This window comes from Oscillospiraceae bacterium CM (assembly GCA_022870705.1).
Taxonomy (GTDB): Bacteria; Bacillota; Clostridia; order Oscillospirales; family Oscillospiraceae; genus Sporobacter.
The window spans coordinates 1,836,860-1,860,575 of record CP072107.1 but is presented as its reverse complement, the minus strand read 5'-3'; the positions used below and the strand labels follow the sequence as shown (position 1 = coordinate 1,860,575).

Genomic DNA, 23,716 nt, shown 5'->3' with positions numbered 1-23,716 from the left:
ATTGAAAAGGGAAATGCGGTCTCGGCTAAAACGCCAGCACCAAACCCTTGTCGTTGGCGTATACGGAGCTGATTCCCCGCGTCGGCACGATCAGAATGTCTTTAAAGGAATGCCTCTGCTGGATGGCTCCTTTTAATTTTTCGGCAAGTGTAATGTTGTTGCAGTGCGCGATGACCATGCATTCACCCGTCATATCCCGACCGGACAGCCTGATCATATCGGATAGCTTTTCGATGGTCTGTTTTTCGCCGCGCGCATGAGAGAAAAGAGCAATATTGCCGTTGCCATCCGATCCCATAATCGGCTTAATATTTAATGCCGTAATAATTTTTCCTGTTATTTTTCCGATCCTCCCGTTTTTAAGCAGCGTATCGATATTCTCCAAAACAAAATAGGTTTTCATCTGCTGAATAAAGGCGTCTATTTTTTCGATGATTGTCTGTTTGGAGACTCCCGCGCGGATCATCTCGCCAATTTTCAAGCTGATTAAAACCTCCCCGGCTGAGGCACTTTTTGAGTCGAAGACATGGACTTCTGCGCCCTCTTCCTGCGCCAGCTCTTGCCCGACAAGCGAACTGGCATAAGAGCCGGACAAATTGCTTGAAAGCGTTACGGCAAATGCTTTGCAGGATTTAACGAAGGCATCCTTGAACAAGAGCGGAGCCGGCGCTGCTGTGCCGATTTTCCCCTGATAATCTTTTATATCTTCAAGAAAACTCGGCATGTCCAGCTCTTCGTTGTCTGAAAAGCTCCTGTCGCCCAGATTAATCGTTAACGGAACGGATACAAGTTTAACATCATCACAAATCTCGGGGATAATATCGCAACAGCTGTCAACAACAATGCCCCACTCCATCATGACACCTCAAATTCTGATTATTACTATTTGGCTTTATACGGCCGGGAAGCAGATCGCGAGCCACCTTTACTGCGTGCGTTATGATGCTGCCATCTTTTATGAGCTTGCGTTCTTTCTGTTGCCCTGAATAGTTCGGATTCTTTTGTTTCATCGAGCGGAAACGGATGCTCGGCGACGACCGGTATCGTTTTCCCGATAAGTTTTTCAATACTGGCCAAGGACCGTTTTTCAAGGCTGTCGCAAAAAGAGATAGCCGTCCCTGTCAGCCCGGCCCTGCCGGTGCGGCCGATCCTGTGCACGTAATCCTCCGGTGACTCCGGGATATTGAAATTAATAACGTGCGATAATTCCGCAATATCAATGCCCCTGGCAACAATATCCGTCGCGACCAAAACACGAGCCTTGCCGGATTTGAATTTTTCCAACGCGCGCAGCCGGATGGACTGAGACTTGTTGGCGTGAATGACCTCGCACGATTCTCCGGCAGCCCGAAGCGCTTCCGTCAGCTGATTGGCACCGTGTTTTGTCCGCGTAAACACAAGTGCCGACACGATTTCAGAATCTTTGAGAAGGTGAATCAGCAGCTTGGTTTTGTTTGTTTTGTTGACGTGGTAGACGACCTGCTCGATGTCGTTGCTTGTTGATGATACAGGCGCTACCGCCACCTTGACAGGGTCTTTGAGAATCGTTTTCGTCAGCGCCTCAATTTCCGGCGGCATTGTCGCGGAAAAGAGCATAGTCTGCCTATTGGTGGGCAGCACAGGGATGATTTTTTCGAGATCGCGCAGAAACCCCATGTCCAGCATACGGTCGGCTTCGTCGAGAACGAAATAGCCGATATGGCTCAGATCGACAAATTTTTGGTTCATCAGATCAATAAGCCGCCCCGGTGTGGCAACAAGAACGTCAACGCCGAATTGGAGTGTCTGGATTTGCGGATTTTGTGAAACGCCGCCATAAATAACGGTGTGCTTCAGCCCGGCAAAGCGCCCGTAAGCCGAAAAGCTGTTGTCAATCTGAACGGCGAGCTCTCTCGTCGGCGTCAAGATCAGTGCTTTGATATGCCGTGGGCCTTTAACGGCGCTCTTTTCCAGAGACAGCCGCTGAATAATCGGAATGGCAAAGGCGGCTGTTTTGCCCGTCCCGGTCTGGGCGCAGCCGAGCAGGTCTCGGCCTTCGAGCAGCGGCGGGATAGCCGCTTCCTGAATCGGCGTGGGCATTGTGTAGCCCTGCTTGACTAAAGCTTGTAAAATGGGTTCTGTAATTTTCAGGTTTTGAAAGGACATTTAAAGTTGTTTTCCCCTTAATCGCCGCCCTGCTGCAAAGCAGGCCAACGGCAGTTATCGTTTGTTTTTCGTGATAAAAGGGCGGAGCACCCACAAAGAGCGTTCCACCCTGATATGCAAATATATGATGGGTATTCTTAACTCGTACGGTATCAGTCTATACTAATTCTAACCGTTTGTATATAGTTTAATAAATAATTATAAGTATCGAAATTGCATGACAAGGCTATTTAATCTCCTGCTCAAGCTGCAATTATATCGAAGCGGAGCCTTTTACTTATCTGCATAAAAGTTGTATACTCACATTCAGACAAGCCCTTAAATTTGGGACAGATTATAAAAGGAGGGTATCACATGAATTTTGTAAAGGTAGCCCATACGACCGATTTGACAGCAGGAAATAAGAAGAAAATATCTTTAGGAGGCAAAGAAATCCTTTTGACAAATATTCAGAACTCATATTATGCGATTGACAACACTTGCCCGCATATGGGAGGGTCGCTCTATGATGGGAACCTCGATGGCAGTCAAATTATCTGCCCCAGACACGGGTCTATCTTTGACGTTACGACAGGAAAGGTGCTTCAAAACGGCAAATTGTTATTTTTCAAGGCAAAGGTGCATGATCTACATGTATACCCCGTTAAGATTGAAGGAACGGACTTGCTTATCGGAATTGAATAAGGAACTACTTGATGTCTTACTGTAAGGTAGACGTGAAAACAGCTGGTACCAACGGGAAGATCAATACTTCTTGTGCTGACCCTTTAGGGTGGTTCTTTTTGGTAGGCTGACTTAACCCTTATACGAACTAAATTTGCATTGTTGGAGGGTTTGCGGGGACAGTCGCTTCCGTGTGATAACTTGCATTTCAGTATTCTATTGATATTTCAGTTTCTAGTTGCTGGGCAACAAATCCGATTCCTTACCATTTTGAACTGGAAGTACATAGATTAATACTGTTGCAATAAGCGTTACAAGCGCTGTTGACGCCGGATGATACGACGAACCATAGTAAGGCAACAGCGAAAACGCGGTGTTATAGGTTGCATGCATTGCCACCGCACTAAAGACACTGCGATTAGTCAAAATATAGACTTTTGTCAGCATTACGCGGTAGATAACGGTGAAGATGCATTGCCAGAAAATCCATGAGGCTGTATTGTGCGTCTGCATAAAAGGGATGATATGCCAAATTGCCCAAGTGATTCCGACAAGCAATCCTGAGAGCAAAATGCTGCGGCGTTCCAGCAGTGTTTCGGTCATGACTGCCGTCCAGCCAATTTGTTCACAATACCCACTAAAGCCATAGATCAGGAGGAAAATAGGCGCAATGTAAATCGGCGTCATCTGAATGTCGGCCGACTGAGCAAATATGCGCGAAACAAAGAAGGAAGCTGTGACAATGACGGGCATCAAGACAAAAATGACAACGCGCCATACGGGCTGCTTTATTCGGTAGAAATCGATTCCTTGTGATAAAAGCTTCCGTGTTGATTTTTCTTTGCGCATCACGATTATTGCTGCCAACAAGACTGATAGAAACTGCAGAGCGCTGAATGGAAGCTTGACCGGTATTATTTTTGTCATATCCAGCAGGATGGCCGCTAGCCACAGCGGGACTGAAAAGAGCAGCACAAACAATAAAAAACGGGTTAGTTTTTTCATAGCAGTTCTCCTCGGTGGCGCTGCTTATCAGCCATTTCGTTGTACATTGAACACATCTTCGATATGCGCGATCAGCTGCTTGAGAAGAAACAGTTTGGATCGAGGGTCCAAAAAATAGTAATTCATAGTTCCTAGACGATGAACGCCGATGATCCCGGCATCCTTGAGAATTTTCAGATGATGTGAGACCGCAGGCCGCGACAAATGCGTACTCTTAGATATTTCAAGAACACGTTTGCCGGGCTGCCCGCATTCGATATCCATAAGCGTGATGATGATGAGTTGTCTTGTCTCGTCCCCAAGCGCTATGAGGACATCCCGGCAGTCACCAAAATCCTGATTAACATGCGCCATCCTTTTGAGAATCTCGGTACTTATTGCCGCATTCAATCTGTCTGGCCCTCCGTTCGATGAATGGTTTATATTTTTGGACTGAAGTCATCGTAACATATCGCGCGCAACCGTTCAACATTGAGAAAGAAAATTGAGACGGACAAAATAAAACCAGGAAAACTTTCAACAAGTTCACCTGGTTTTATCGTGGTGGAGTTGGGGGAGTTAAACTGGCGTAGGGTATGTCACTTATAGTCACGCATCTTCCCGGACTGTCTCTTACTGTCTCGTTTTTTGGCTTTGCCATTTCCCTTGTTGTCACGGCTTTTCACCTGTGATATTTTGCTTAGCTGACAGCAATGTTTCTCCCACTGTTTTTAGCGTGATATAGTTTTTCATCTGCAAGCGCTATAAGTTCTTCAGGCGTCATTTTGTTTGATTGGGATGTGTAGGTTCCGATACTTACCGTAAAATTAATTTTTGAATCTCTGTAATAAACAATATGCGTTTCAGATGCTCGTCTTATTCCTTCCGCTACTCTTTGTGCGACTTGTTTAGATGCGCCGTTTAGAACAATTAAAAATTCATCTCCGCCGTATCGGGCTATCCAATCTTCATTTTTTCTAATAAAGTTCTTAGTAATAGCTACAAATTCTTTTAATGTATTATCACCACACAAATGACCAAAGATATCATTGATTTTTTTAAAGCAGTCAATGTCAACGAGTAAAACAGAAAGAGGTTGATCAGCTCCTGATTTTAAAATATCGTACAGGAGTCTCTCTTCTATATACCGCCTGTTATATGCATCGGTCAATTTGTCTTTGTTGATTTCTTCGCTCATCATATTGATAATCTGATATATTTCTAATTTTGATTTTGTATGAATGTCATCGATCGGCCCTTTCAATTCAAAATTGTATCCATCTTCGAATGTAATAAAATCCGCACATAAAATATATTTGTTGTTCTCTCTGTTAATAAAAACAGAAGATATTGTGATGCATAGATTACCGGTTGCCAGAGAAATATAAGGTTCTGTCATATGTTTTTTGAGATTTGCGCTCATAAGCGGGTAATAATATTTTTCCATTGAGTGATCAGTACCTTGCGTTGCTGAATAGAATATTAAATTTTTGGGGCTTACAATATTATCTGAACAGACGGTTTGACTGATTTGGATACCAGAATAATTCATGATATAAGCACATTCCATTGACGGATTTTCTTTTATGATCTCCTCGAGAATCGTGTCAAAATCACAACTGGATACATTAAGTAGCTTCTTTACAGACTTGTTTACAATTCTATTTAAAGTTATGCTCGTATTTTTCTCTTTTGAATACTGTAATCTCATATAATCACTTAACCGTTTGCCTAACAGATCAATTTTACCGTTATATATATCCGTACTCATCTCTTTTAGCTCCGCTGGAACAGAAAAATAATACCCCTGAATCATGTGACTGCCCAATCGTAACACCTGAATTGCCTCGTTTTCATTCTCAACGCCTTCTGCAACTATCATCGCTCCGATTTTGTTGGAGAGAATAACTAATGACCTGAAAACACCTTGCTTGTAAAAATCATTTTCAATGTTTTTTACAATAGATATGTCAATTTTAATAATGTCTGGTTTAATCAGCAGAATCCTATCCATATTTGAAAATTCAGTTCCGACATCATCCAAAGCAAGCATAAAACCGTATTGTCTATAAGTATCGGCAAATTTCTTTAGCGCGGCATTTCCGTTAACTTTTCTTTCACTAATTTCAATAACGATGTTTTTTGGATTGATATTATTTTGAATTACCTGATTCAATAAATAATCAGAGCCCACGGTATCATTTAGAATTGAGGCATCGAAATTCAGAAAGAGAAGAATATTTTTATTGCTTTGATAGATTTTGCTGAAATCTTCGATAATTTTTTCTCGACAAACTCTATCAAGCTCTAATGTGACATTCTCGTTCTTTGCAGCTTCAAAGAGCGCCAAGGGCGAAACAAGCGCATTACTATTTGGATTTATTCCACGGATTAGTCCCTCGAAGCCACTGACTTTTTTTCGGCTGACGGATACAATCTGCTGAAAACATGCAACAACCCGTTTCTGATCAATGATTTCTCGGATTTCTATGCTTTGAGGTTTAGATAAAGATTTTACGTCGTTCATAAACCCTCCAATAATAAAAAGCCTTTAGGTACCTGTATGAACAGGTTCCTAAAGGCCTCTTTGCCTCGATCTTTGCCTCAATCTTTAGAGGAGTATGTTGGATATGCTAATATATTGTTTATCGAAATTAATTTTGAAAAGTTAATGTTATTTTAATAAATTGCCCAGATTAAAAAGAGAATAAATAAATAGCCCCTATATCTTGCGATATAGGGGCCTTTTGGTGGAGCTGGGGGGAGTTGAACAATCGTTCAACATATCACTTATTGTCACTCGATATCCCTTGAAGTCCCTTGACATCAGGGATTTTGACTATTCCATTTCCCTTGCAGTCACTTTTTTTCTTCTATGAATTTTTGCTATATTCAAGTGTCATGTCTACCTATTGTCTACCTAGAGAACCCCCGATATGTTGGTTCACTTTTGGCCACTTTTTGTCTTCTTGCAAATTAGGAAAAGTATCAAGACGAAAAATAGCCGTTGAGTTTTCCACAATAAGTAATATAATGTTTAATGATTAATAACATCAATCCCAATCGGGAGGGTACATATGAAGAAATTCATTATTCTAGCTTTGGTAATCATTTGTATTTGTTTTACTGGTTGTAACAACACAACAAATCAAAACAACACACAATCAAGTGATCAAGCACATACATCCACGACCGAATATCATGACGTTGCATTAGCAGCGGAAACACCTGCGACATCTGCGAATGTAACGATCAAGCAACCGGTTGAAGAAACGCCTTCATTTAATAGTTGCGATTCTGTTGAACCCTCGGCTACGAATAGTCAAGAAGGTAATAGCGAAGATGACATCAAAAATAATGAAACTCAAATTGTTGGAGAATTCTGGAATAATTTAAACAAGATGAGAAATGTTTCTTTCCTTGAAAATTATAATAAATTGAGTGAAATAACAGTAAATTTGATTGGTGTTTCATCAGAGAACTTCGACTTTGAAGGTTGGATGAAATGCGGGATGAAAGGATATGCTGAAGCAAAATATTCGAAATATATTGAATTATTTAATTGTACCTGGGAAATCTCGGCGATGGTGTCCGATAACACAATAAGACTAGTTTCATTTGGAACAACGGAGTACCCGGCGTCAGACATACGGCGGCTTAATACTCTGTTTAATGACTTGTATGGAGGAATAAGTTATTTAGGGTACGGTTGGTTAACGGAATCCTCAACAGGTAAGTATGTCTTTATAAATTTGTCTAATGATTATTATTATTATAGCAACTCCAGTGAATATAAGGGTTATTATAATAATAACGATAACATCTATCTTTGTTTCGAACGTTGCTATGTTTAAATTATAAAAGTATGTGTAGTATCTACACTATCTACTTTCAATTACCCCAATAGTCCAGCTATTAGCTGCATTTCTTAGCATGGATTTTTCGCAATGTCTAGCAAAATGTCTATCTACAGGCATTGGAAGATTTCGAAATGCAATATATAGAGGCAATCGATAAATAAAAAACCACCATATCTTGCGATATAGTGGTTTTTCTTTTGGTGGAGCTGGGGGGAGTTGAACCCCCGTCCGAAAGCACTTTGACAAAAACTTCTCCGGGCGCAGACGGTTATTTCGGGCCGAGGCCCCTTTCCCTTACTATGGCGCAAGCCGTCACGCAGCATAGCTTGGTAGCTTCATTGTTCATGGTACACGCAAAGCTTAATGCACACACGTTCTCCACTCAATCACGCCCCCATCCGGCTCGTGGACCTTCCGGCGGGGACGGGCAGCCTTAAGCGGCTACCGGTAAAGCTTCGTTATTGTTCTTTAATTTATAAAGAATGCCGTTTTAAGGAGGGCGACGCCTCCGCCCGCTATTTTTGCCGCCACACCCCCGTCGAAACCGGTACAGCCCCTTATCATTGCGGGGCGGTGTTCTGGCTTTTACCGGCTTGCGATAGAATTGTTCCGGCTAGTCTTATTATAGAATAGTGCTGATATTGAGTGATTAATAAATTTTAAACTTTTTCGGGTTCGGGATAATCAACGCCCGCCGTATCAACCGTGACCTTTGCCATGCGCTGTTCCTGAAGCGGCCTGTCGCTGTAATCCGTTTCCGCCGCGGCGACGGCATCCACAATATCGAGCCCGTCGGTGACGGCACCGAACGCGGCATACTGCCCGTCGAGGTGTGGGGAATCCTTGTGCATAATAAAGAACTGGCTCCCGGCCGAATTCGGATTTTGCGAGCGGGCCATCGATAAAATGCCGCGCTTGTGCTTCAAATCGTTTTTAAAGCCGTTGGCGTTAAATTCGCCTTTGATGCTGTAGCCGGGATTACCATAGCCCTGCCCCAGCGGGCAGCCGCCCTGCAGCATGAAGCCGGGGATGACGCGGTGAAAAATGAGGCCGTCGTAAAAGCCTTTTTGGATGAGGGAAATAAAATTATTGACGGTATTCGGTGCGATGTCGGGGTAGAGCTCGGCTTTGATGGTGCCGCCGTTTTCCATTTGAATCGTTACAATAGGATTTGCCACGCTTTACATGTTCCTTTCCTTAATCGTTCTGTCCATTTCCCGGTCAGCGTCGCGCGCGGCTTCGGTATCCCGCTTGTCGTGCAGCTTTTTGCCCTTGCATAGGCCGAGCTGAACCTTAACGCGGGAATCCTTGAAGTAGACGGACAGGGGGACGAGTGTGAGCCCCTCCTGCTTCACTTTGCCGTACAGGCGCGTGATCTCACGCTTGTGCATGAGAAGCCGCCGCGGGCGCATGGGGTCCTTATTAAAAATGTTGCCTTTTTCATAAGGGCTCACGTGCATGCCGCGGACAAAAAGTTCGCCGTCCTTGACGGAGGCGAAGGCGTCCTTTAAATTCACGGCGCCCTGCCGGATGGATTTGACCTCCGTCCCGAAAAGCTCGATGCCAGCCTCAAATGTCTCGAGAATGAAATAATCGTGATACGCTTTTCTGTTCTGCGCGACCTGCTTGAAACCGAGCGCCTTGGGCGACATGGCCGGACCACCTTTCAGACCGAGTCGGACCATTCCGGGGAAACGGATATCCGCTTGCGTGACTCTATTATAGCACAAGTGTCAACAATTTAAAAGATTACGCGCAGCTCGTCCAAGGCGGCAGGGCCGGCAAGCACTTTGCTGTGCTCGGACAAGTGCAGGGCAAATAAAGCTGGGCGGGAGAGCGCCTGCCCGTATTCAAAAAGCGCGAAGGGCGGATAGTCGCCGCTCCACGGATAGACGACGAGGACGTATGTATCATCAAGATTTGTCAGATATGAAATCAGCCCGGGCGGGCTGGATTTCGCGGCTGAAATGAGCGGCTCGATGCCTGAAAACGTGAAGTAAAAAGGGCAGTTGGCATGCCGCAGGGCAAACAGCAAAAGCGAATCCCTGCCGGGAAACAGCTCAAAATAGACACTCTCCCAGCTCTCGTCATACGTCGCCCCGAGCGCGCGGCGCAAAATATCGGCGGCCTCCGTCGGCGTGATATCGCCCGGCGCAGCCGGAAGCTTTTTAATTTCGTCTCCGTTTAAGTAGATGACAACCTTCCCGTTGCCGATCGTTTGTATTTCCACAATATAACCTCCCGTAGCGGCAGTTAACCACGCTGTCATCATACCGCGCAAGGCATCGGCCTGCCAGTTTAAATTATTGGAAACACAGCGTTTTCGGATGCATAAAGGCTTCGATGCGTCGAGGCTGCGGCGCGCCCGAAAGGGCGCGTTTTGTTTGACTTGACAGGCACGCGGTGATATAATACGTTAATTTATGAAGCTCGCGCCGAGCGGCCGGGTAAACAGGAGAATTTTAGCAATGTGGCTTTCCGACAAGTGGACGGATTATGAACTGCTCGACTGTTCCGGCGGGGAAAAACTGGAGCGGTGGGGCAGCTTTCTGCTTGTCCGTCCGGACCCGCAGGCCATCTGGGATACGCCGAAGTGTCACCCCGGATGGAAAAAACCGGACGCGCGCTACGCCCGTTCATCCAGCGGCGGCGGCCGGTGGGAGAAAAGCAGCCTGCCAGAGAGCTGGCAGATTTCATACGACGACCTAAAATTTAATATCAAGCCCATGAGCTTTAAGCATACGGGGCTCTTCCCGGAGCAGGCCGCCAACTGGGATTTTATTCGTGACAAAATCGGCGGTTCAACAAAAAAGATATCTGTTTTGAATCTGTTTGCCTATACAGGCGGCGCGACGGTTGCCGCTTTGGCGGCGGGCGCGGCGGTCTGCCATGTTGACGCGGCACGCGGCATGGTGTCATGGGCGCGGGAGAACGCCCGCACATCCGGTTTGGACGGTGGCTCAGTCCGCTGGATTATCGACGATTGTGTGAAATTCCTCGAGCGGGAAATTAGGCGCGGCCGGCGTTATGACGCGCTGATTATGGACCCACCGTCTTACGGCAGAGGGCCGTCAGGCGAAGTGTGGAAGCTGGAGGACGACCTTTTTCCGCTAGTTCAGCTGACGGCGGACGTTTTAAGTGACGACGCCCTGTTCGTTCTTATTAATTCGTACACGACGGGGCTCTCCCCGGCGACGCTGACGTATATGGCCGAAACGGTTTATACAAAGCGCTTCGGCGGACGGGCCGAAAGCCGGGAACTCGGTTTGCCGGTGACGGAAAGCGGCCTCGTTTTGCCCTGCGGCGCGACATGCCGATGGGAAAGGTGACAATGAAAACATCTTATACGGAACATATTATTAAAACGGAAAAGCTCTCCTACGCCTATCAGCAGCAGGAGTCGGCGACGCCGAAAATCGTTCTTGACGGCATTGACCTTGCCATCGAAAAGGGGACCTTTGTGGCTATTCTCGGCCACAACGGCTCTGGGAAAACGACGCTGGCCAAGCATTTCAACGCGATTTTGCTGCCGATGGGTGGGCATGTCTATGTCGGCGGGCTGGACACGTGCGACGAGGAGCGCCTGCTTGATATCCGCCGGTGCGTCGGTATGGTTTTTCAGAATCCCGACAACCAGATCGTTGCAAACGTTGTGGAGGAGGATGTCGCCTTTGCGCCGGAGAACCTCGGCCACCCGCCCGTGGAGATCCGCCGCCGTGTGGACGAGGCTTTGAAAACCGTTGGTATGTATGAGTACAAAACGCACGCGCCGCACCTGTTATCGGGCGGCCAGAAGCAGCGCATTGCCATCGCGGGCGTTTTGGCCATGGAGCCGAAATGCATCGTTTTCGACGAGCCGACGGCCATGCTTGACCCGAAGGGACGGGAGAGCATCGTGCGCATCATTAAAAAGCTGCGGGACGAGCACCGCGTCACCATTGTTCTCATCACGCACCATATGGAAGAGACGATCGACGCCGACAGGCTTGTTGTGATGTCCGACGGGCGGATTCTGATGGACGGAACGCCGCGCGACGTTTTTCAGAACGTGGACGCGCTGCGCCGGACGGGACTCGACGTCCCAGAGACGGTCAGCCTTCTCTACGAACTCCGCCAGAATGGGTTTGACGTGAGGCTTGACGCGCTCGGCGTTGACGACTGCGCGCAGGAGATATTCAGGGCGCTTGGGCATTAAACGCCCCGTTTTTTGGGCGTCATCGGTTGAAGAGACGCACCGCGCAAAGGAAGGTAAGAGATTGGCACCAATCATTAAAACGGAAAAACTGTCCCACATCTACAGCATCGGCACGCCGTTTGAGCATGTGGCGATTCGGGATATTGATTTTGAAGCCGAACGCGGTGAGTATCTCGGCATTATTGGCCACACCGGCTCTGGGAAATCGACGTTTATACAGCATTTAAACGGCCTATTAAAGCCGACGGCAGGCCGCGTTTTTTTCGATGGGCAGGATATTCATGCCGCGAAGGAGAGAACGCGCACCGTCCGTTTTAAGGTTGGCCTTGTCTTTCAATATCCGGAATACCAGCTGTTTGAAGAGACAGTTTATAAAGACATCGCGTTCGGCCCCGGCAATATGGGCGTATCCGAGCGGGACATTGATGAGCGCGTCCGCGAGGCGGCCGGGTTCGTCGGGCTCTCAGAGAGCCTCCTTGAGAAATCGCCTTTTGAGCTCTCCGGCGGGCAGAAACGGCGTGCCGCTATCGCGGGCGTTATAGCCATGCTGCCGGAGGTGCTGATCCTCGATGAGCCGACGGCGGGGCTAGACCCGCGCGGCCGGGATGAAATTATTGCAAATATCCGCCAGTATCAACGATCGACAAACGCCACTGTCATCATGGTTACCCACAGTATGGAGGATATTGCGCGCACCGTTGACAGGCTTGTCGTTTTTGACAGCGGCACCATTGCCCTCAAGGGAACGCCCGCCGATGTGTTTTCGAAGAGCGATCAGCTTACCGGGATGGGCCTCACCGTTCCGAAAGCCGCGATGGTGGCGGCGCGGCTGCGCGCACTCGGCGTGCCGCTCGAACGCGATATCTACACGGTTGACCGGCTTAAAAGAGCCCTCTCGGTACTGAAGGGAGGGCAGCCGGATGCTTAAAGACATCACGCTTGGCCAGTATTTCCCCGGTGATTCCATTGTCCACCGGCTCGACCCGCGGACAAAGTTTATCCTGACGTTTGTCTATATTGTGGCCCTTTTTACGGCGCAGGGGATCTATTCTTACAGCCTGATGTTTGTTGTTTTGCTCACATGCATCCTCCTGTCGCAAATCGGCTTCAAGACGATTCTGCGCAGCGTCAAACCTTTGTTAGTGATCATCATTTTTACGTTTATACTCAACGTTCTGTTTACCCGCGGCACACCACTGTTTCACTTTTGGATCATCACGGTGACGTATGAGGGCGTCATCACGGCGGGGGCAATGGTTGTCCGCCTTGTCATGCTGATTACGGGGACGTTTCTGCTGACATATACAACGTCGCCGATTGCGCTGACCGACGGGATGGAGCGGCTTTTTAATCCTTTGAAAAAGCTCCGTGTGCCCGTTCATGAGCTGTCGATGATGATGAGCATTGCCCTGCGCTTTATACCGACGCTTATTGAAGAGACCGATAAGATCATCAGTGCCCAGCGCGCGCGCGGCGCCGACTTTGATTCGGGCAACCTTGTCCGACGGGCGAAAGCGATGCTGCCGATTCTCGTACCGCTTTTTATCAGCGCCTTCCGCCGTGCCGACGAGCTGGCCGTCGCGATGGAGAGCCGCTGCTATCACGGGGGCGAGGGCCGCACGCGCATGAAGGTCCTGAAGCTGGGCGCGCGGGACACGACCGCCTTTATTCTGGCAGCACTTGTTCTGGCGGCGGTCATTATCTTAAAAATATTTGGGCTGTGACGCCGCGGGAGCGCTGAAAGATGAGAAATATTGCGCTGCGTTTGATGTACGACGGGACAAACTATCACGGCTGGCAGGAACAGAAAACTGATGTGACGGTTGCCGGTACAGTTCGCACAGCCCTGGAAGCGCTTTGCAAGCATCCCGTGAAACTGACGGGGTGCGGGCGGACGGACGCAGGCGTTCACGCTGAGTGCTACTGCGCGAATTTTAGAACAACGGCGCGCATTCCGGCCGACAGGCTGCCGCTGGCGCTCAATACGCTGCTGCCGCCCGATATCGCCGCCGTAGCTGCCGTTGACACATCGGATGATTTCAACGCCATCCTGTCCTGCGTTAAAAAAGAATATACCTACCGTGTCTATAATGACAGACGCCGTAATCCGTTTTATGCCGACAGGGCGCTGTTTTATCCCGTACCGCTTGACATCATGTCGATGGCGGCGGCGGCGCGCCATTTTGTCGGAACGCACGACTTCAAAGCCGTCCGCTCCGTGGGAACCGAAACGAAGACGACGGTACGGACTGTTTTTTGGTTTGACGTTGAGCAAAACGGCCCGCTTGTTGAGCTGCGCGTTTGCGCCGACGGCTTCCTATATAACATGGCGCGTGCCATGGCGGGAACACTCCTGTATGTCTCCGAGGGGAAAATAGAGCCAAGTGAGATACCGGGGCTTTTGGAGGCAGGCGACAGGCGTTTAACAGGCCCCACCGTCCCGCCCGGCGGGCTGTACCTGACACGGCTGTGGTATGACGGCCTCGTCGGCGCAATGATGCGGGAATAGCCTTTCGATTATTTAAAAAGGTGCACGGAAAACAGTATCTTTTATGGATGAATAATGGTAAACTGTTCCTGAGGCAGTTAGATGCCTGACAACCGGAACGTCAATGACCAGAGGCGCACGTATGGCACACAGCAAAATGAGAAAAAAGAAGAAAGGCCGGGCACTGCGGCTCGCCGTATCCGTTTTTATCCTCGCCGCCGTCTCCCTTGTCGCCGCCGTTCTGATTAAGACCGGCAGCCTGAGTGCAGACGGTTTCCGACGGCTTTTTTCAGGCGGCGGTACGATTACGTCGCGCTTCGCCTTTGATGCGTCCAGCGGTGACGCTTTTGCAGACCTTGGCGGCAGCCTTGCCGTCTGCTCAAATGTCGGCATCGCCGTCTATGATAAAAATGGTGAAAAAGCGTTCGGCGAAACAGTCGCACTGCAAAGTCCCGCCGTTGCGTCAAACGGCGAGGTTGCCGTTGCGTATGATCAGGGCGGCAGAATTTTAAAATTTTTCACCACAGCCGGTGAGACAAAATCGTTGACAACAAACGGCCGGATCATCGCCGCAACCGTCAGCAAAAGCGGCTATGTCGCGCTCAGCACGGAGGAGTCCGGTTATAAAGGCCTTGTGACGGTCTATAATGCCAAGGGAGATGAGGTTTACAACCTGCACTCCGGTCAGGGGTATGTGCTGACAGCGCAGGTTTCGCCGGATCATAAAAGCCTTGCCGTTCTGACGCTGACAGACAGCGGCAGCCGCGTCGTCTTCTTTTCTTTGTCAAGCACCGATGAAAAAGCGTCTTGCACGCTGCCCGGCGAAGTGGCGCTTGGCATACAGTATACTGATAACAGCAGTGTGCTGCTGGTTTCCGGCAGCGCGCTGCGTCTTGTTCGAGATAACGGCAAGGCCGAGGAATTAAAAGATTATACCGATAAATACCTTAAGACATTTGATAACGGGGGAGACGGCTTTGCGGTGCTCTTGTTAAGCGACTATCTTGTCGGCAGTCAGGGCACACTGACGACTGTTGACGCCACCGGCAGAACACTCGGAACACTTGAGACAACGCGAAAGGTACTGTCCGTCTCAGCGAAGGATGACAGCGTGGCCGTTTTATACGACGACGGTCTCGTGATCTACACAAAGAATCTCAAGGAGCGCGTCCGCTTTGATGAGACAACGGGCGCCGTCAAAACGATTATGCGTTCGGGTGGCACAGCCCTATTAATCACAACGCATTCCGCGGCCGTCTGCGGCTGATACGGACTGGAGAGGAGATTTTTGCTTGAGCATTGCCATTGACATCATTCTCGTCTTACTTGTTGCGTTTTCCGCCTGGAGAGGGTACAAAAACGGCTTCATCCGCGGTATCTTCGGGCTTCTTTCCATTATTGCTGCAATTTATGGCGCATCACTGGCGGCCTCGGCTTTTTCCAGTGAAGTGACCGGTATGATCGAACCGTTCGTCGCGGGCGTCGTCGACAAGGCTTCAACAGACGTGCTCAAAAGCGGTGAGGCTAAAACGCAGGACGCCGTTATTAAGGAAACCGACAAAACAGACGTTTACAAGGTCAGCTTTGCGATGCTCCGAGACGTGGGTGTTGCCAAAAGCGCGGCTTCTCATCTGGCTGAAAAGGTCAGCGCGGAAATTACGACGGTTGGTCGGCAGATGACGGACTATCTGACGAATCGCCTGAGTGATGCGCTGTCGTACGTGATTGTCTTTGCGCTGGCGTTTTTGCTGCTGACCGTTATATTCGCGTTTGTGGGGAATATCATAAACCTTGCCTTTTCGATCCCGGGCGTTGCGCTACCGGATCAGGTCATCGGGCTGATTCTTGGCTTTGCAAAGGGCGTTCTCATCGTGTTTGCGCTGGCTGTCATTGTCCGTTATCTCGGCATTTTGTCCGCCGGGACGATTGAAAAAACGACGGTGCTGAAATACATACTCAACGTTAATCCGCTCTCAAGTATTCTCGGCATATAACAGACTTGTGCAGTAGGTGGTGCTGATGAAAAACGTACCGAACATCCTGTCGATCATCCGGATCTTCCTTGTTCCCGCCTTCGTCATGATATACTTTTACGAATCGGGGGCGATCAAGGTTTACGCGGCGGCAGTCTATGCCGTGGCCTCGTTTACGGATTTTCTGGACGGTTATGTCGCCAGGAAATATCATTTGATTACAAATCTTGGCAAGATACTCGACCCGGTTGGTGATAAGCTGATGACGCTCGCTGCCCTGATCTGCATCACCATCAGCGGTGTCATACCCGTTTGGGCTGTCGTCGTCGTTTTAATAAAAGAGATGATGATGCTCATCGGCGGCTTCATCATCCGCCAAAAAAGAGGCGGAGAAATTCCGCCGTCCAATATTATTGGGAAGACTTCCACCGTTGTGTTTTTCGTGATCTGTGTTACACTGATGTTAGTTAAGGACATACCGGAGCCTGCCGCAACGGCTATGATCTCCGCCGCCATCCTTTTGATGCTGACGGCGCTGTTTAGCTATACCATCACCTTTATTCATATCATGAAGAAGCGCGGCGGCTGAATATATATAATTGCAAAACAGCTTTGAAGAGGTAATCTGAATGCGACCAACAATTTGTGCACGATGCAAAAAGAATGCCGCTGTGATCTTTATAACAAAAATTGAGAACGGCGTATCGACAAACGAGGGCCTGTGCTTAAAATGTGCCAAGGAACTCAATATCAAGCCGGTTGAAGATATCATCAAAAAAATGGGGCTGACCGACGAAGACCTAGACAGTCTGACTGATGAGATGATGGAAGCTATGGGCGGCGTTGAAAGTCTGACGGAATCGGAAAACGGCGAGGAGGAAGGCAAGACGGCCACCTTTCCATTTTTGAACAGGCTCTTCAGCGGGCCGGACGATCCGGCCGCGCCGAATGAATTCCCGCGCCCCGGCCGGGAGCAAAAAGAAAAGGATTCCGCCGGCCAAAACAGCAAAAAGAAAAAGTATCTGGAGAGCTACTGCATCTCCCTGACGCAGCGCGCCCGCGAGGGCAAGCTTGACCGCATGGTCGGGCGGGCGGTGGAGACAGAGCGCGTCATTCAAATTTTAAACAGGCGGCAGAAAAACAACCCCTGTCTCATCGGTGAGCCCGGCGTGGGTAAAACGGCGATTGCCGAGGGCCTCGCACAGCGCATCTGCGACGGGCAGGTGCCGTATAAGCTGCGTGACAAAGAGGTCTATCTCCTTGACCTGACGGCGCTCGTCGCCGGGACGCAGTTCCGCGGCCAGTTTGAAAGCCGCATGAAGGGCCTTATCGAGGAGATTAAAGCACAGCAGAACATCATCCTTGTGATCGACGAGGTGCACAATCTCGTCGGCGCGGGAGATGCCGAAGGCTCGATGAATGCGGCCAATATTTTAAAGCCCGCCCTCTCGCGCGGCGAGATTCAGGTCATCGGCGCCACGACGTTTACTGAGTACAGAAAGCACATCGAAAAGGACACGGCCTTAGAGCGCCGCTTCCAGCCGGTCACCGTCAACGAGCCCTCGATTGCCGAATCGGTGGAGATCATCAAGGGCATCAAGCACTATTACGAAAAATTCCATGGTGTGAAGATTTCCGACGAGATCGCCCGGCAGGCGGTCGTCCTCTCCGAGCGGTACATTACTGACCGCTTCCTGCCCGATAAGGCGATTGATCTTATTGACGAGGCCTGCTCCGATATGAACCTGAAAAGTGAGCAGATCGCCCGTATGGATATGATCCGCAAGGAAAAGGCCGACCTTTTGAAAGAGCGTGAGCTTCTGTTGTCGAGCGCGGAGAGCGGGGATGACTATGCCCGTCTTGCCACGATCCGCAGCCGTGATATGCAGATATCTGATGAGCTGGCGCGCCTGGAGACGAAGGGAAACCCAGAGCTCACCATTGATAACCTCGCCCGCGTGATCGAGCTGTGGACAAAAATTCCCGCAGCGAGTATCCGCGAGGACGAATATAAACGCCTCAACGAGCTCGATAAGCGCCTGAAAACGCACATTATCGGGCAGGACGAGGCGGTAGATGCCGTCTGTGCCGCCATCCGCCGCAACCGCGTCGGCATATCGGCAAAGCATAAGCCGGTCTCCTTCATCTTCATCGGCTCGACGGGCGTGGGCAAGACCGAGCTCGTCAAGCGCCTGGCGGAGGACTTGTTCGACGCGCCGGAGGCGCTCATCCGGCTTGATATGTCGGAGTTTATGGAAAAGCACGCCGTCTCTCGCATTATCGGCTCGCCCCCGGGCTATGTGGGATACGACGAGGCGGGACAGCTGACAGAGAAAATCCGGCGGCGGCCTTACAGCGTCATCTTATTTGACGAAATCGAAAAGGCACACCCCGACGTGATGAATATCCTTCTTCAGATTCTGGACGACGGCCATATTACCGATGCACACGGCCGCACCGTTAACTTTGAAAACACCGTCATCATCATGACGACGAATGCCGGCAGCGACCGGAAGGACGGGGCCGTCGGCTTTAACCGCTCGATCAATGAGCAGGGGAAGGAAAAAGCCATCAAGGCGCTCAACGATTTCCTGCGCCCGGAATTCATCAACCGTATCGACGAGCTCGTCTACTTCAATCATCTCTCCGAAGAGGACTTCAAGAAGATCGCCCGCCTCATGCTTGACGAGCTGCGTGATGTGATGCTTGAGAAGAAGCTTGAACTCCAGTATGACGACAGCCTTATTGATTATCTTGTCAAAAAGTCGTTTTCACAAACATACGGCGCCCGAAATCTGCGCCGCCTCATCCAACGTGAGGTGGAAGACCGGATCGCCTCTGAGATCATCGCCAATTATACCCGCCAGACGAGCCGCATTGGCCTCACCGCCGTCAGCGGCGAGATTGAAATCCTGGCTGCGTAATGAGCCTTTAATTGATTGCATGAGAAGATGGTAGACACGTTTTGTGCCTACCATCTTTTTTGCTGTTGATGTGCTCTCAAAAGCCGTATCTCTTCATGATGATTGCTCCCGGCGTTTGAGCTTTTCCTTCGTGCCGTCGGGGCGCTCTATGACGGTGTTGTCAAGCGTCTCTTCCAGGCAGGCACGGACGGCGCACAAGTATTCCGCACGCAGCGCTTTCTGCTCTTCTTTCTCCGAATCCGTCAGCAATGTTGTTTTCGCTTTGCGGGCCAGTTCATTCAGCCTGTCGATTTTTACCTGTTCCATAAAAGCTCCTAAAAGATGAGATTTCCCGGCGTACGGGGGTATGGAATCGTATCGCGGATGTTGCCGATGCCGGTCAGATACATCACAAGCCGCTCCAGACCGACACCGAAACCGGCGTGGGGGACAGAGCCGAAGCGCCGCAAGTCCGTATACCAGGAGAGCGCATCGGCGGGAACGTTCATCTCCTGCATGCGGCGCAAAAGCACATCATGGCGCTCCTCGCGCTGGGACCCGCCGATGAGCTCGCCGACGCCGGGTACTAAGAGGTCGCAGGCGGCAACCGTCTTCCCGTCGTCATTCAAACGCATGTAAAAGGCCTTGATGTCCTTCGGATAATCGGTGATAAAGACGGGGCCTTGCGCAACTTTTTCGCAGATATAGCGCTCATGCTCCGTTTTAAGATCGGTACCCCACTCGACGGGGTAGCGGAAGCTTTCACCGGACTTTTTCAGGCGATCAATCGCCTCAGTATAGGTGATGACCTGAAAGGGCGTTTCGGCCACCGCCTGCAAGCGGCTTATAAGTGATTTGTCCTTGTCAATAAAATCGTTAAAGAAGCGCAGCTCCGCCCCTGCCCCTTGAAGGACAGTTTTCACGCAGGATCGGATAAGGTCTTCCATAACGGCCATGTCGTCGTCAAGGTCGGCAAACGCCATCTCCGGCTCGGCCATCCAAAATTCGCTGGCGTGCGTCGTCGTGTTGGAATTTTCCGCCCGAAAGGTTGGGCCGAAGGAATAGACCTTGTCACAGCTGAGCGCAAACGGCTCAATGTGCAACTGGCCGGATACGGTCAGGCAGGCATGGCGGCCAAAAAAATCCTTTTCATAGTCGCTGTCGGCGCGCGTCGTGACGGTAAAGATTTCACCCGCGCCCTCGGCGTCGTTGCCGGTGATGATGGGCGGCGTGATATAGAGAAAGCCATGTGACTGCAGATACGCGTGGACCGCGCCAAAGACGAGAGAACGCACCCGAAAGAGGGCGGAAAACGTGTTCGTGCGCGGCCTTAAGTGCGGTATTTCCCGGAGGAACTCAAGCGAATGCCGCTTTTTTTGCATCGGGTAATCCGGGTCACACCCGCCGAATAGCGTTATAGCCGCCGCGCGGACTTCAAAGGGCTGCTTGGCCCCCGGCGTTGCGACAAATCGGCCGGATACACGAATGGCGGCTCCTGTTGGAAACTTTGAAGCGTCCTTCAATATATTGTTTTCGTCCATATCATAGACGATTTGACAGCCTAAGAAGCACGACCCGTCGTTTAAATCGATAAAGCCGATATGGCCGTTATCTCTGTTTGTACGAATCCAGCCGCGTAGGGCAACATCGTCACCGTCAGCGGGCGGCTGCTTGAAAAGATCGTCTATGAGCGTGTATTGATCGCGTATCATCTGCTGTGTCACCTCTAATTGCATCCGTCGGGGCCGCGTTGCCCCGCTTTTATTATTATCGGCGCGCTTCGTCCAAGAGTCAATACCGCGTGGTCAGGAATACAATAAAATATTATGCCATGTCAATTGGCAGAAAGGATGATCATATTGACCATATACACCGTCAGGCGGGGTGACAGCCTGTATGCTATTGCCAATAAATATGGCGTATCGGTTGACGCGCTCGTCTATGACAATCAGATTCGCGACCCGCTGCGCCTTGTGGAGGGCCAGGCACTTTTCATCCCCGTGACGAGCGTTGCCTATCAGGTGAAGCCGGGCGATAGCCTTTATACCATTGCGCGTACTTACGGCACCAGCGTCGCCGCCCTTGTCGCCGCCAATCCGTCCCTGACGGACCGTTCCAGATTATACCCCGGCCAGACGATCACCATACCGTTCCCGGACGTCATGCTCGGGTCTGTCAGCGTCAACGGTTTTACCGTCACCGCACCGAAGGAGGCGTTGCGGGAATCGTATCCGTCTCTGACGTACATAAGCCTCTTCTCCTGGATGGCCGATGAAGGCGGCGGTATTACGCCGGTCAAAGACGATGTGCTCCGGCAAGAGGCCAGACGCGCCGGTGTCGCGCCAATGCTGTGTGTCACCAATATCCAGCCAAGCGGCGGCTTTTCCAGCGACATAGCCCACGCGCTTTTAACAGATGAAACGGTTCAGGATACATTTATAACGAACATGATGGCGGCCCTCCGCCAGCGGGATTATGAAGGCGTCATCTTTGATCTTGAGTATATCTATCCTTATGACCGCGAAAGCTACAATCAGTTTTTGCGCCGTGTCGTCCCGCTGCTGCATAACGAGGGATACATCGTCATGACGGCCATCGCCCCGAAGCTCTCGGCATCACAGGTCGGCACGCTATATGAGGCGCATGACTATCCCGTGCACGGTGCGCTCGTTGATTTTGTCATCATCATGACGTATGAATGGGGGTATATCGCCGGGCCGGCGATGGCAGTTGCCCCGATCGATCAGGTTCGGAAAGTGCTTGATTACGCCGTCACCGCTATTCCGGCGCGGAAAATACTGATGGGGATGCCGAACTACGGGTATGACTGGACACTGCCGTTTGTACAGGGGTCGACAGCCCGGCCGCTTTCCAACACCGAGGCGGTTGAACTGGCTTCAGACGTGGGTGCCCTGATCCGCTACGACGAAAAGTCGCAGGCACCATTTTTCAACTATTATGACCGGCAGGGCAAACGGCACGAGGTGTGGTTTGACGACGCGCGCAGTATTCAGGCACGGCTCCGGCTCATGAATGAATATGGCCTTGGCGGCCTGAGCTACTGGACGCTTGACGATCTCTTCAGAGCGCAATTTCTCGTGCTCAACGCGATGTACCGCATCAACAAGGTCGTCTGAGGGCGGCGCTCAAACGGGGACAGACCGCCGCGTACCGGCCGCAACACCGCTGGTTTTATAAGCGCTTTGTCCCCTTTCGTCAGGCGGCGGTTGCTTTGAGTAAGTGCATGTATTTTGCGGAAGATTGCTTGTCGAAAACCATAAAATGTGGTATACTTTTTACATATTGACACGGGGAGGCGAGATGTTTTGGCACTGCGGCATCTCATCAGCATTGAGGATGTCACCGTATCGTGGTGGGACGAGCTGTACGCCCTCTGCTGCGACATCATTGCACATCCGAACGACTTTAGCCTCTCCTGCAGCGGCAGGGTAATGGCTTCGCTCTTTTACGAGCCGAGTACGCGGACGAATTTCTCCTTTCAGTCGGCCATGATGCGTCTTGGCGGCAGTGTATTCGGCTTTTCAGAGCCGAGCGCGACGTCAATGGCCAAGGGGGAATCGCTTGCCGATACGGTGCGCATGATGAGCTCATACGCCGACACCATCGTTATCCGCAGCCCACACGAAGGCGCGGCGCTCGCGGCGTCGCTTTACTCCGAGGTGCCGATCATCAATGCCGGTGACGGCGGCCATTTCCACCCGACCCAAACGCTGACGGATCTTACGACGATATCGCAAAAGCGCGGCGGCATCAAGAATCTGCACGTTGGTCTCTGCGGCGATTTGAAAAACGGGCGGACGGTGCACTCACTCATTCTGGCGCTTTCCAAATTCCCGGACATTAAGTTTTACCTTATAGCCCCGCGCGAGCTGGCCATGCCGGACTATATGACGGAGTATTTAAAGGCCAACCATCAGAACTTTGTCGAAGTGACGAATCTGGAAGAGACGCTGCCGGAGCTTGACGTTTTGTATATGACACGCATCCAGCGCGAGCGGTTTAATGATCCTGCCGAGTTCGAGCGTCTTAAAAGCATTTACGTTCTGACGCGGGATAAGCTCCGTCACGCCAAGGCGGACATGCTTGTCATGCACCCGCTGCCACGGCTGGACGAAATCGCACGCGACGTGGATGACGACCCGCGTGCCGTTTACTTTGAGCAGGCGCGCTACGGTATGTTTATCCGCATGGCGCTGCTCTATAAAATGAGCCATTTCGAGCGGCAGGCAACAGGCCCGGCCGGTTTTGACACGCCGCGCTGCTGCCAAAATTCCAGATGTATTACGGCCTCAGAGCTCTATTTGCCGCCGCTTGTTAAAGCGGGCAGCTGCGCCTACTGTGATAAAAAGATATTGACATTTTAATGGCCGAATGCTATTATTTTTAAGCCGTCGTTTTACGGCCGCGTTACAAAAAACCGGCCTTCGCGCAGGCAGCTGCCGCTGCGTCTGGGCGAAGCGGTGGGAGCGCCGTTTCAGTTTCCG

At 50.5% G+C, this 23,716-nt stretch carries 23 protein-coding genes and 1 other RNA gene; 13 read left to right on the top strand and 11 right to left on the bottom strand.

Features of this window, described 5'->3' with window-relative positions:
• Positions 1-25: 25 nt before the first annotated feature.
• Together IZU99_09260 and IZU99_09255 are read right to left on the bottom strand one after the other, a co-directional pair.
• Positions 26-859, bottom strand: a complete 834-nt coding sequence (locus tag IZU99_09260; GenBank protein UOO37426.1) for a DegV family protein — start codon at positions 857-859, stop codon at positions 26-28.
• Between the two features lie 23 nt (positions 860-882).
• Positions 883-2,145 (bottom strand): DEAD/DEAH box helicase, encoded by a 1,263-nt coding sequence (locus IZU99_09255; GenBank protein ID UOO37425.1) that lies wholly within the window; start codon positions 2,143-2,145, stop codon positions 883-885.
• Positions 2,146-2,499: 354 nt separating this feature from the next.
• Between IZU99_09255 and IZU99_09250 the strand changes: the two genes are divergently transcribed.
• Positions 2,500-2,829: a Rieske 2Fe-2S domain-containing protein gene (locus tag IZU99_09250; protein ID UOO37424.1), complete on the top strand. Its 330-nt coding sequence runs from the start codon at positions 2,500-2,502 to the stop codon at positions 2,827-2,829.
• A gap of 213 nt (positions 2,830-3,042) precedes the next feature.
• Here the strand turns inward: IZU99_09250 and IZU99_09245 are convergent, their stop codons facing one another.
• The 3 genes from IZU99_09245 to IZU99_09235 form a co-directional block, all read right to left on the bottom strand.
• The gene (locus IZU99_09245) at positions 3,043-3,813 is read right to left on the bottom strand and encodes a CPBP family intramembrane metalloprotease (GenBank protein UOO37423.1); all 771 of its coding nucleotides are present in this window, start codon (positions 3,811-3,813) and stop codon (positions 3,043-3,045) included.
• 27 nt (positions 3,814-3,840) lie between these two features.
• Positions 3,841-4,167, bottom strand: coding sequence for a winged helix-turn-helix transcriptional regulator (locus tag IZU99_09240; GenBank protein ID UOO38805.1), 327 nt, complete (start codon positions 4,165-4,167; stop codon positions 3,841-3,843).
• A 325-nt stretch (positions 4,168-4,492) separates the two neighbouring features.
• The gene (locus tag IZU99_09235) at positions 4,493-6,319 is read right to left on the bottom strand and encodes a GGDEF domain-containing protein (protein ID UOO37422.1); all 1,827 of its coding nucleotides are present in this window, start codon (positions 6,317-6,319) and stop codon (positions 4,493-4,495) included.
• 550 nt (positions 6,320-6,869) lie between these two features.
• Here IZU99_09235 and IZU99_09230 point away from each other — a divergent pair.
• Positions 6,870-7,646 (top strand): hypothetical protein, encoded by a 777-nt coding sequence (locus IZU99_09230; protein ID UOO37421.1) that lies wholly within the window; start codon positions 6,870-6,872, stop codon positions 7,644-7,646.
• Between the two features lie 204 nt (positions 7,647-7,850).
• Here IZU99_09230 and ssrA read toward each other — a convergent pair.
• From ssrA to IZU99_09210, 4 genes are all read right to left on the bottom strand, one after another.
• Positions 7,851-8,209, bottom strand: a transfer-messenger RNA (tmRNA) gene (ssrA, locus tag IZU99_09225).
• 102 nt (positions 8,210-8,311) lie between these two features.
• Entirely contained in the window at positions 8,312-8,830 is a 519-nt protein-coding gene (locus tag IZU99_09220) for a peptidylprolyl isomerase (protein UOO37420.1), read from the bottom strand.
• Positions 8,831-8,833: 3 nt separating this feature from the next.
• Positions 8,834-9,304: an SsrA-binding protein SmpB gene (gene smpB, locus IZU99_09215; GenBank protein ID UOO37419.1), complete on the bottom strand. Its 471-nt coding sequence runs from the start codon at positions 9,302-9,304 to the stop codon at positions 8,834-8,836.
• Positions 9,305-9,393: 89 nt separating this feature from the next.
• Entirely contained in the window at positions 9,394-9,882 is a 489-nt protein-coding gene (locus IZU99_09210; protein ID UOO37418.1) for a hypothetical protein, read from the bottom strand.
• A 238-nt stretch (positions 9,883-10,120) separates the two neighbouring features.
• Between IZU99_09210 and IZU99_09205 the strand changes: the two genes are divergently transcribed.
• From IZU99_09205 to IZU99_09165, 9 genes are all read left to right on the top strand, one after another.
• The gene (locus IZU99_09205; GenBank protein UOO37417.1) at positions 10,121-10,981 is read left to right on the top strand and encodes a class I SAM-dependent methyltransferase; all 861 of its coding nucleotides are present in this window, start codon (positions 10,121-10,123) and stop codon (positions 10,979-10,981) included.
• A 2-nt stretch (positions 10,982-10,983) separates the two neighbouring features.
• Positions 10,984-11,847 carry an energy-coupling factor transporter ATPase gene (locus IZU99_09200; protein ID UOO37416.1) on the top strand — a complete coding sequence of 288 codons (864 nt, stop codon included), beginning with the start codon at positions 10,984-10,986 and terminating at the stop codon, positions 11,845-11,847.
• Positions 11,848-11,908: 61 nt separating this feature from the next.
• Positions 11,909-12,775: an energy-coupling factor transporter ATPase gene (locus IZU99_09195; protein UOO38804.1), complete on the top strand. Its 867-nt coding sequence runs from the start codon at positions 11,909-11,911 to the stop codon at positions 12,773-12,775.
• Entirely contained in the window at positions 12,768-13,571 is an 804-nt protein-coding gene (locus IZU99_09190; protein UOO37415.1) for an energy-coupling factor transporter transmembrane protein EcfT, read from the top strand. The genes IZU99_09195 and IZU99_09190 overlap by 8 nt, the downstream gene beginning before the upstream one ends.
• A gap of 20 nt (positions 13,572-13,591) precedes the next feature.
• Positions 13,592-14,356, top strand: coding sequence for a tRNA pseudouridine(38-40) synthase TruA (gene truA, locus IZU99_09185; protein ID UOO37414.1), 765 nt, complete (start codon positions 13,592-13,594; stop codon positions 14,354-14,356).
• Positions 14,357-14,477: 121 nt separating this feature from the next.
• Complete coding sequence (locus tag IZU99_09180; GenBank protein ID UOO37413.1) at positions 14,478-15,602, top strand: hypothetical protein; 1,125 nt, start codon at positions 14,478-14,480, stop codon at positions 15,600-15,602.
• 25 nt (positions 15,603-15,627) lie between these two features.
• On the top strand, positions 15,628-16,329 hold the full coding sequence (locus IZU99_09175; protein UOO37412.1) for a CvpA family protein: 702 nt from the start codon (positions 15,628-15,630) through the stop codon (positions 16,327-16,329).
• Positions 16,330-16,354: 25 nt separating this feature from the next.
• Positions 16,355-16,897 carry a CDP-diacylglycerol--glycerol-3-phosphate 3-phosphatidyltransferase gene (gene pgsA / locus IZU99_09170; GenBank protein ID UOO37411.1) on the top strand — a complete coding sequence of 181 codons (543 nt, stop codon included), beginning with the start codon at positions 16,355-16,357 and terminating at the stop codon, positions 16,895-16,897.
• Positions 16,898-16,937: 40 nt separating this feature from the next.
• The gene (locus tag IZU99_09165) at positions 16,938-19,232 is read left to right on the top strand and encodes an ATP-dependent Clp protease ATP-binding subunit (protein UOO37410.1); all 2,295 of its coding nucleotides are present in this window, start codon (positions 16,938-16,940) and stop codon (positions 19,230-19,232) included.
• 93 nt (positions 19,233-19,325) lie between these two features.
• Here IZU99_09165 and IZU99_09160 read toward each other — a convergent pair whose 3' ends face one another.
• The gene (locus IZU99_09160) at positions 19,326-19,538 is read right to left on the bottom strand and encodes a DUF896 domain-containing protein (protein ID UOO37409.1); all 213 of its coding nucleotides are present in this window, start codon (positions 19,536-19,538) and stop codon (positions 19,326-19,328) included.
• 8 nt (positions 19,539-19,546) lie between these two features.
• On the bottom strand, positions 19,547-20,923 hold the full coding sequence (gene asnS / locus IZU99_09155) for an asparagine--tRNA ligase (GenBank protein ID UOO37408.1): 1,377 nt from the start codon (positions 20,921-20,923) through the stop codon (positions 19,547-19,549).
• A gap of 147 nt (positions 20,924-21,070) precedes the next feature.
• On the opposite strand from asnS, the gene IZU99_09150 reads away from it, so the two are divergent.
• On the top strand, positions 21,071-22,348 hold the full coding sequence (locus IZU99_09150; GenBank protein UOO37407.1) for a LysM peptidoglycan-binding domain-containing protein: 1,278 nt from the start codon (positions 21,071-21,073) through the stop codon (positions 22,346-22,348).
• Positions 22,349-22,543: 195 nt separating this feature from the next.
• The gene (gene pyrB / locus IZU99_09145; protein UOO38803.1) at positions 22,544-23,596 is read left to right on the top strand and encodes an aspartate carbamoyltransferase; all 1,053 of its coding nucleotides are present in this window, start codon (positions 22,544-22,546) and stop codon (positions 23,594-23,596) included.
• Positions 23,597-23,716 lie beyond the last annotated feature (120 nt).

Excerpts from the sequence above, each read along its gene's own strand:
- IZU99_09260 (UOO37426.1), bottom strand. The coding sequence starts at position 859 with ATGATGGAGTGGGGCATTGTTGTTGACAGCTGTTGCGATATTATCCCC.
- IZU99_09255 (UOO37425.1), bottom strand. The coding sequence starts at position 2,145 with ATGTCCTTTCAAAACCTGAAAATTACAGAACCCATTTTACAAGCTTTA.
- IZU99_09250 (UOO37424.1), top strand. The coding sequence starts at position 2,500 with ATGAATTTTGTAAAGGTAGCCCATACGACCGATTTGACAGCAGGAAAT.
- IZU99_09245 (UOO37423.1), bottom strand. The coding sequence starts at position 3,813 with ATGAAAAAACTAACCCGTTTTTTATTGTTTGTGCTGCTCTTTTCAGTC.
- IZU99_09240 (UOO38805.1), bottom strand. The coding sequence starts at position 4,167 with ATGGCGCATGTTAATCAGGATTTTGGTGACTGCCGGGATGTCCTCATA.
- IZU99_09235 (UOO37422.1), bottom strand. The coding sequence starts at position 6,319 with ATGAACGACGTAAAATCTTTATCTAAACCTCAAAGCATAGAAATCCGA.
- IZU99_09230 (UOO37421.1), top strand. The coding sequence starts at position 6,870 with ATGAAGAAATTCATTATTCTAGCTTTGGTAATCATTTGTATTTGTTTT.
- smpB (UOO37419.1), bottom strand. The coding sequence starts at position 9,304 with ATGTCGCCCAAGGCGCTCGGTTTCAAGCAGGTCGCGCAGAACAGAAAA.
- IZU99_09205 (UOO37417.1), top strand. The coding sequence starts at position 10,121 with ATGTGGCTTTCCGACAAGTGGACGGATTATGAACTGCTCGACTGTTCC.
- IZU99_09200 (UOO37416.1), top strand. The coding sequence starts at position 10,984 with ATGAAAACATCTTATACGGAACATATTATTAAAACGGAAAAGCTCTCC.
- IZU99_09190 (UOO37415.1), top strand. The coding sequence starts at position 12,768 with ATGCTTAAAGACATCACGCTTGGCCAGTATTTCCCCGGTGATTCCATT.
- truA (UOO37414.1), top strand. The coding sequence starts at position 13,592 with ATGAGAAATATTGCGCTGCGTTTGATGTACGACGGGACAAACTATCAC.
- IZU99_09180 (UOO37413.1), top strand. The coding sequence starts at position 14,478 with ATGGCACACAGCAAAATGAGAAAAAAGAAGAAAGGCCGGGCACTGCGG.
- pgsA (UOO37411.1), top strand. The coding sequence starts at position 16,355 with ATGAAAAACGTACCGAACATCCTGTCGATCATCCGGATCTTCCTTGTT.
- IZU99_09165 (UOO37410.1), top strand. The coding sequence starts at position 16,938 with ATGCGACCAACAATTTGTGCACGATGCAAAAAGAATGCCGCTGTGATC.
- IZU99_09160 (UOO37409.1), bottom strand. The coding sequence starts at position 19,538 with ATGGAACAGGTAAAAATCGACAGGCTGAATGAACTGGCCCGCAAAGCG.
- asnS (UOO37408.1), bottom strand. The coding sequence starts at position 20,923 with ATGATACGCGATCAATACACGCTCATAGACGATCTTTTCAAGCAGCCG.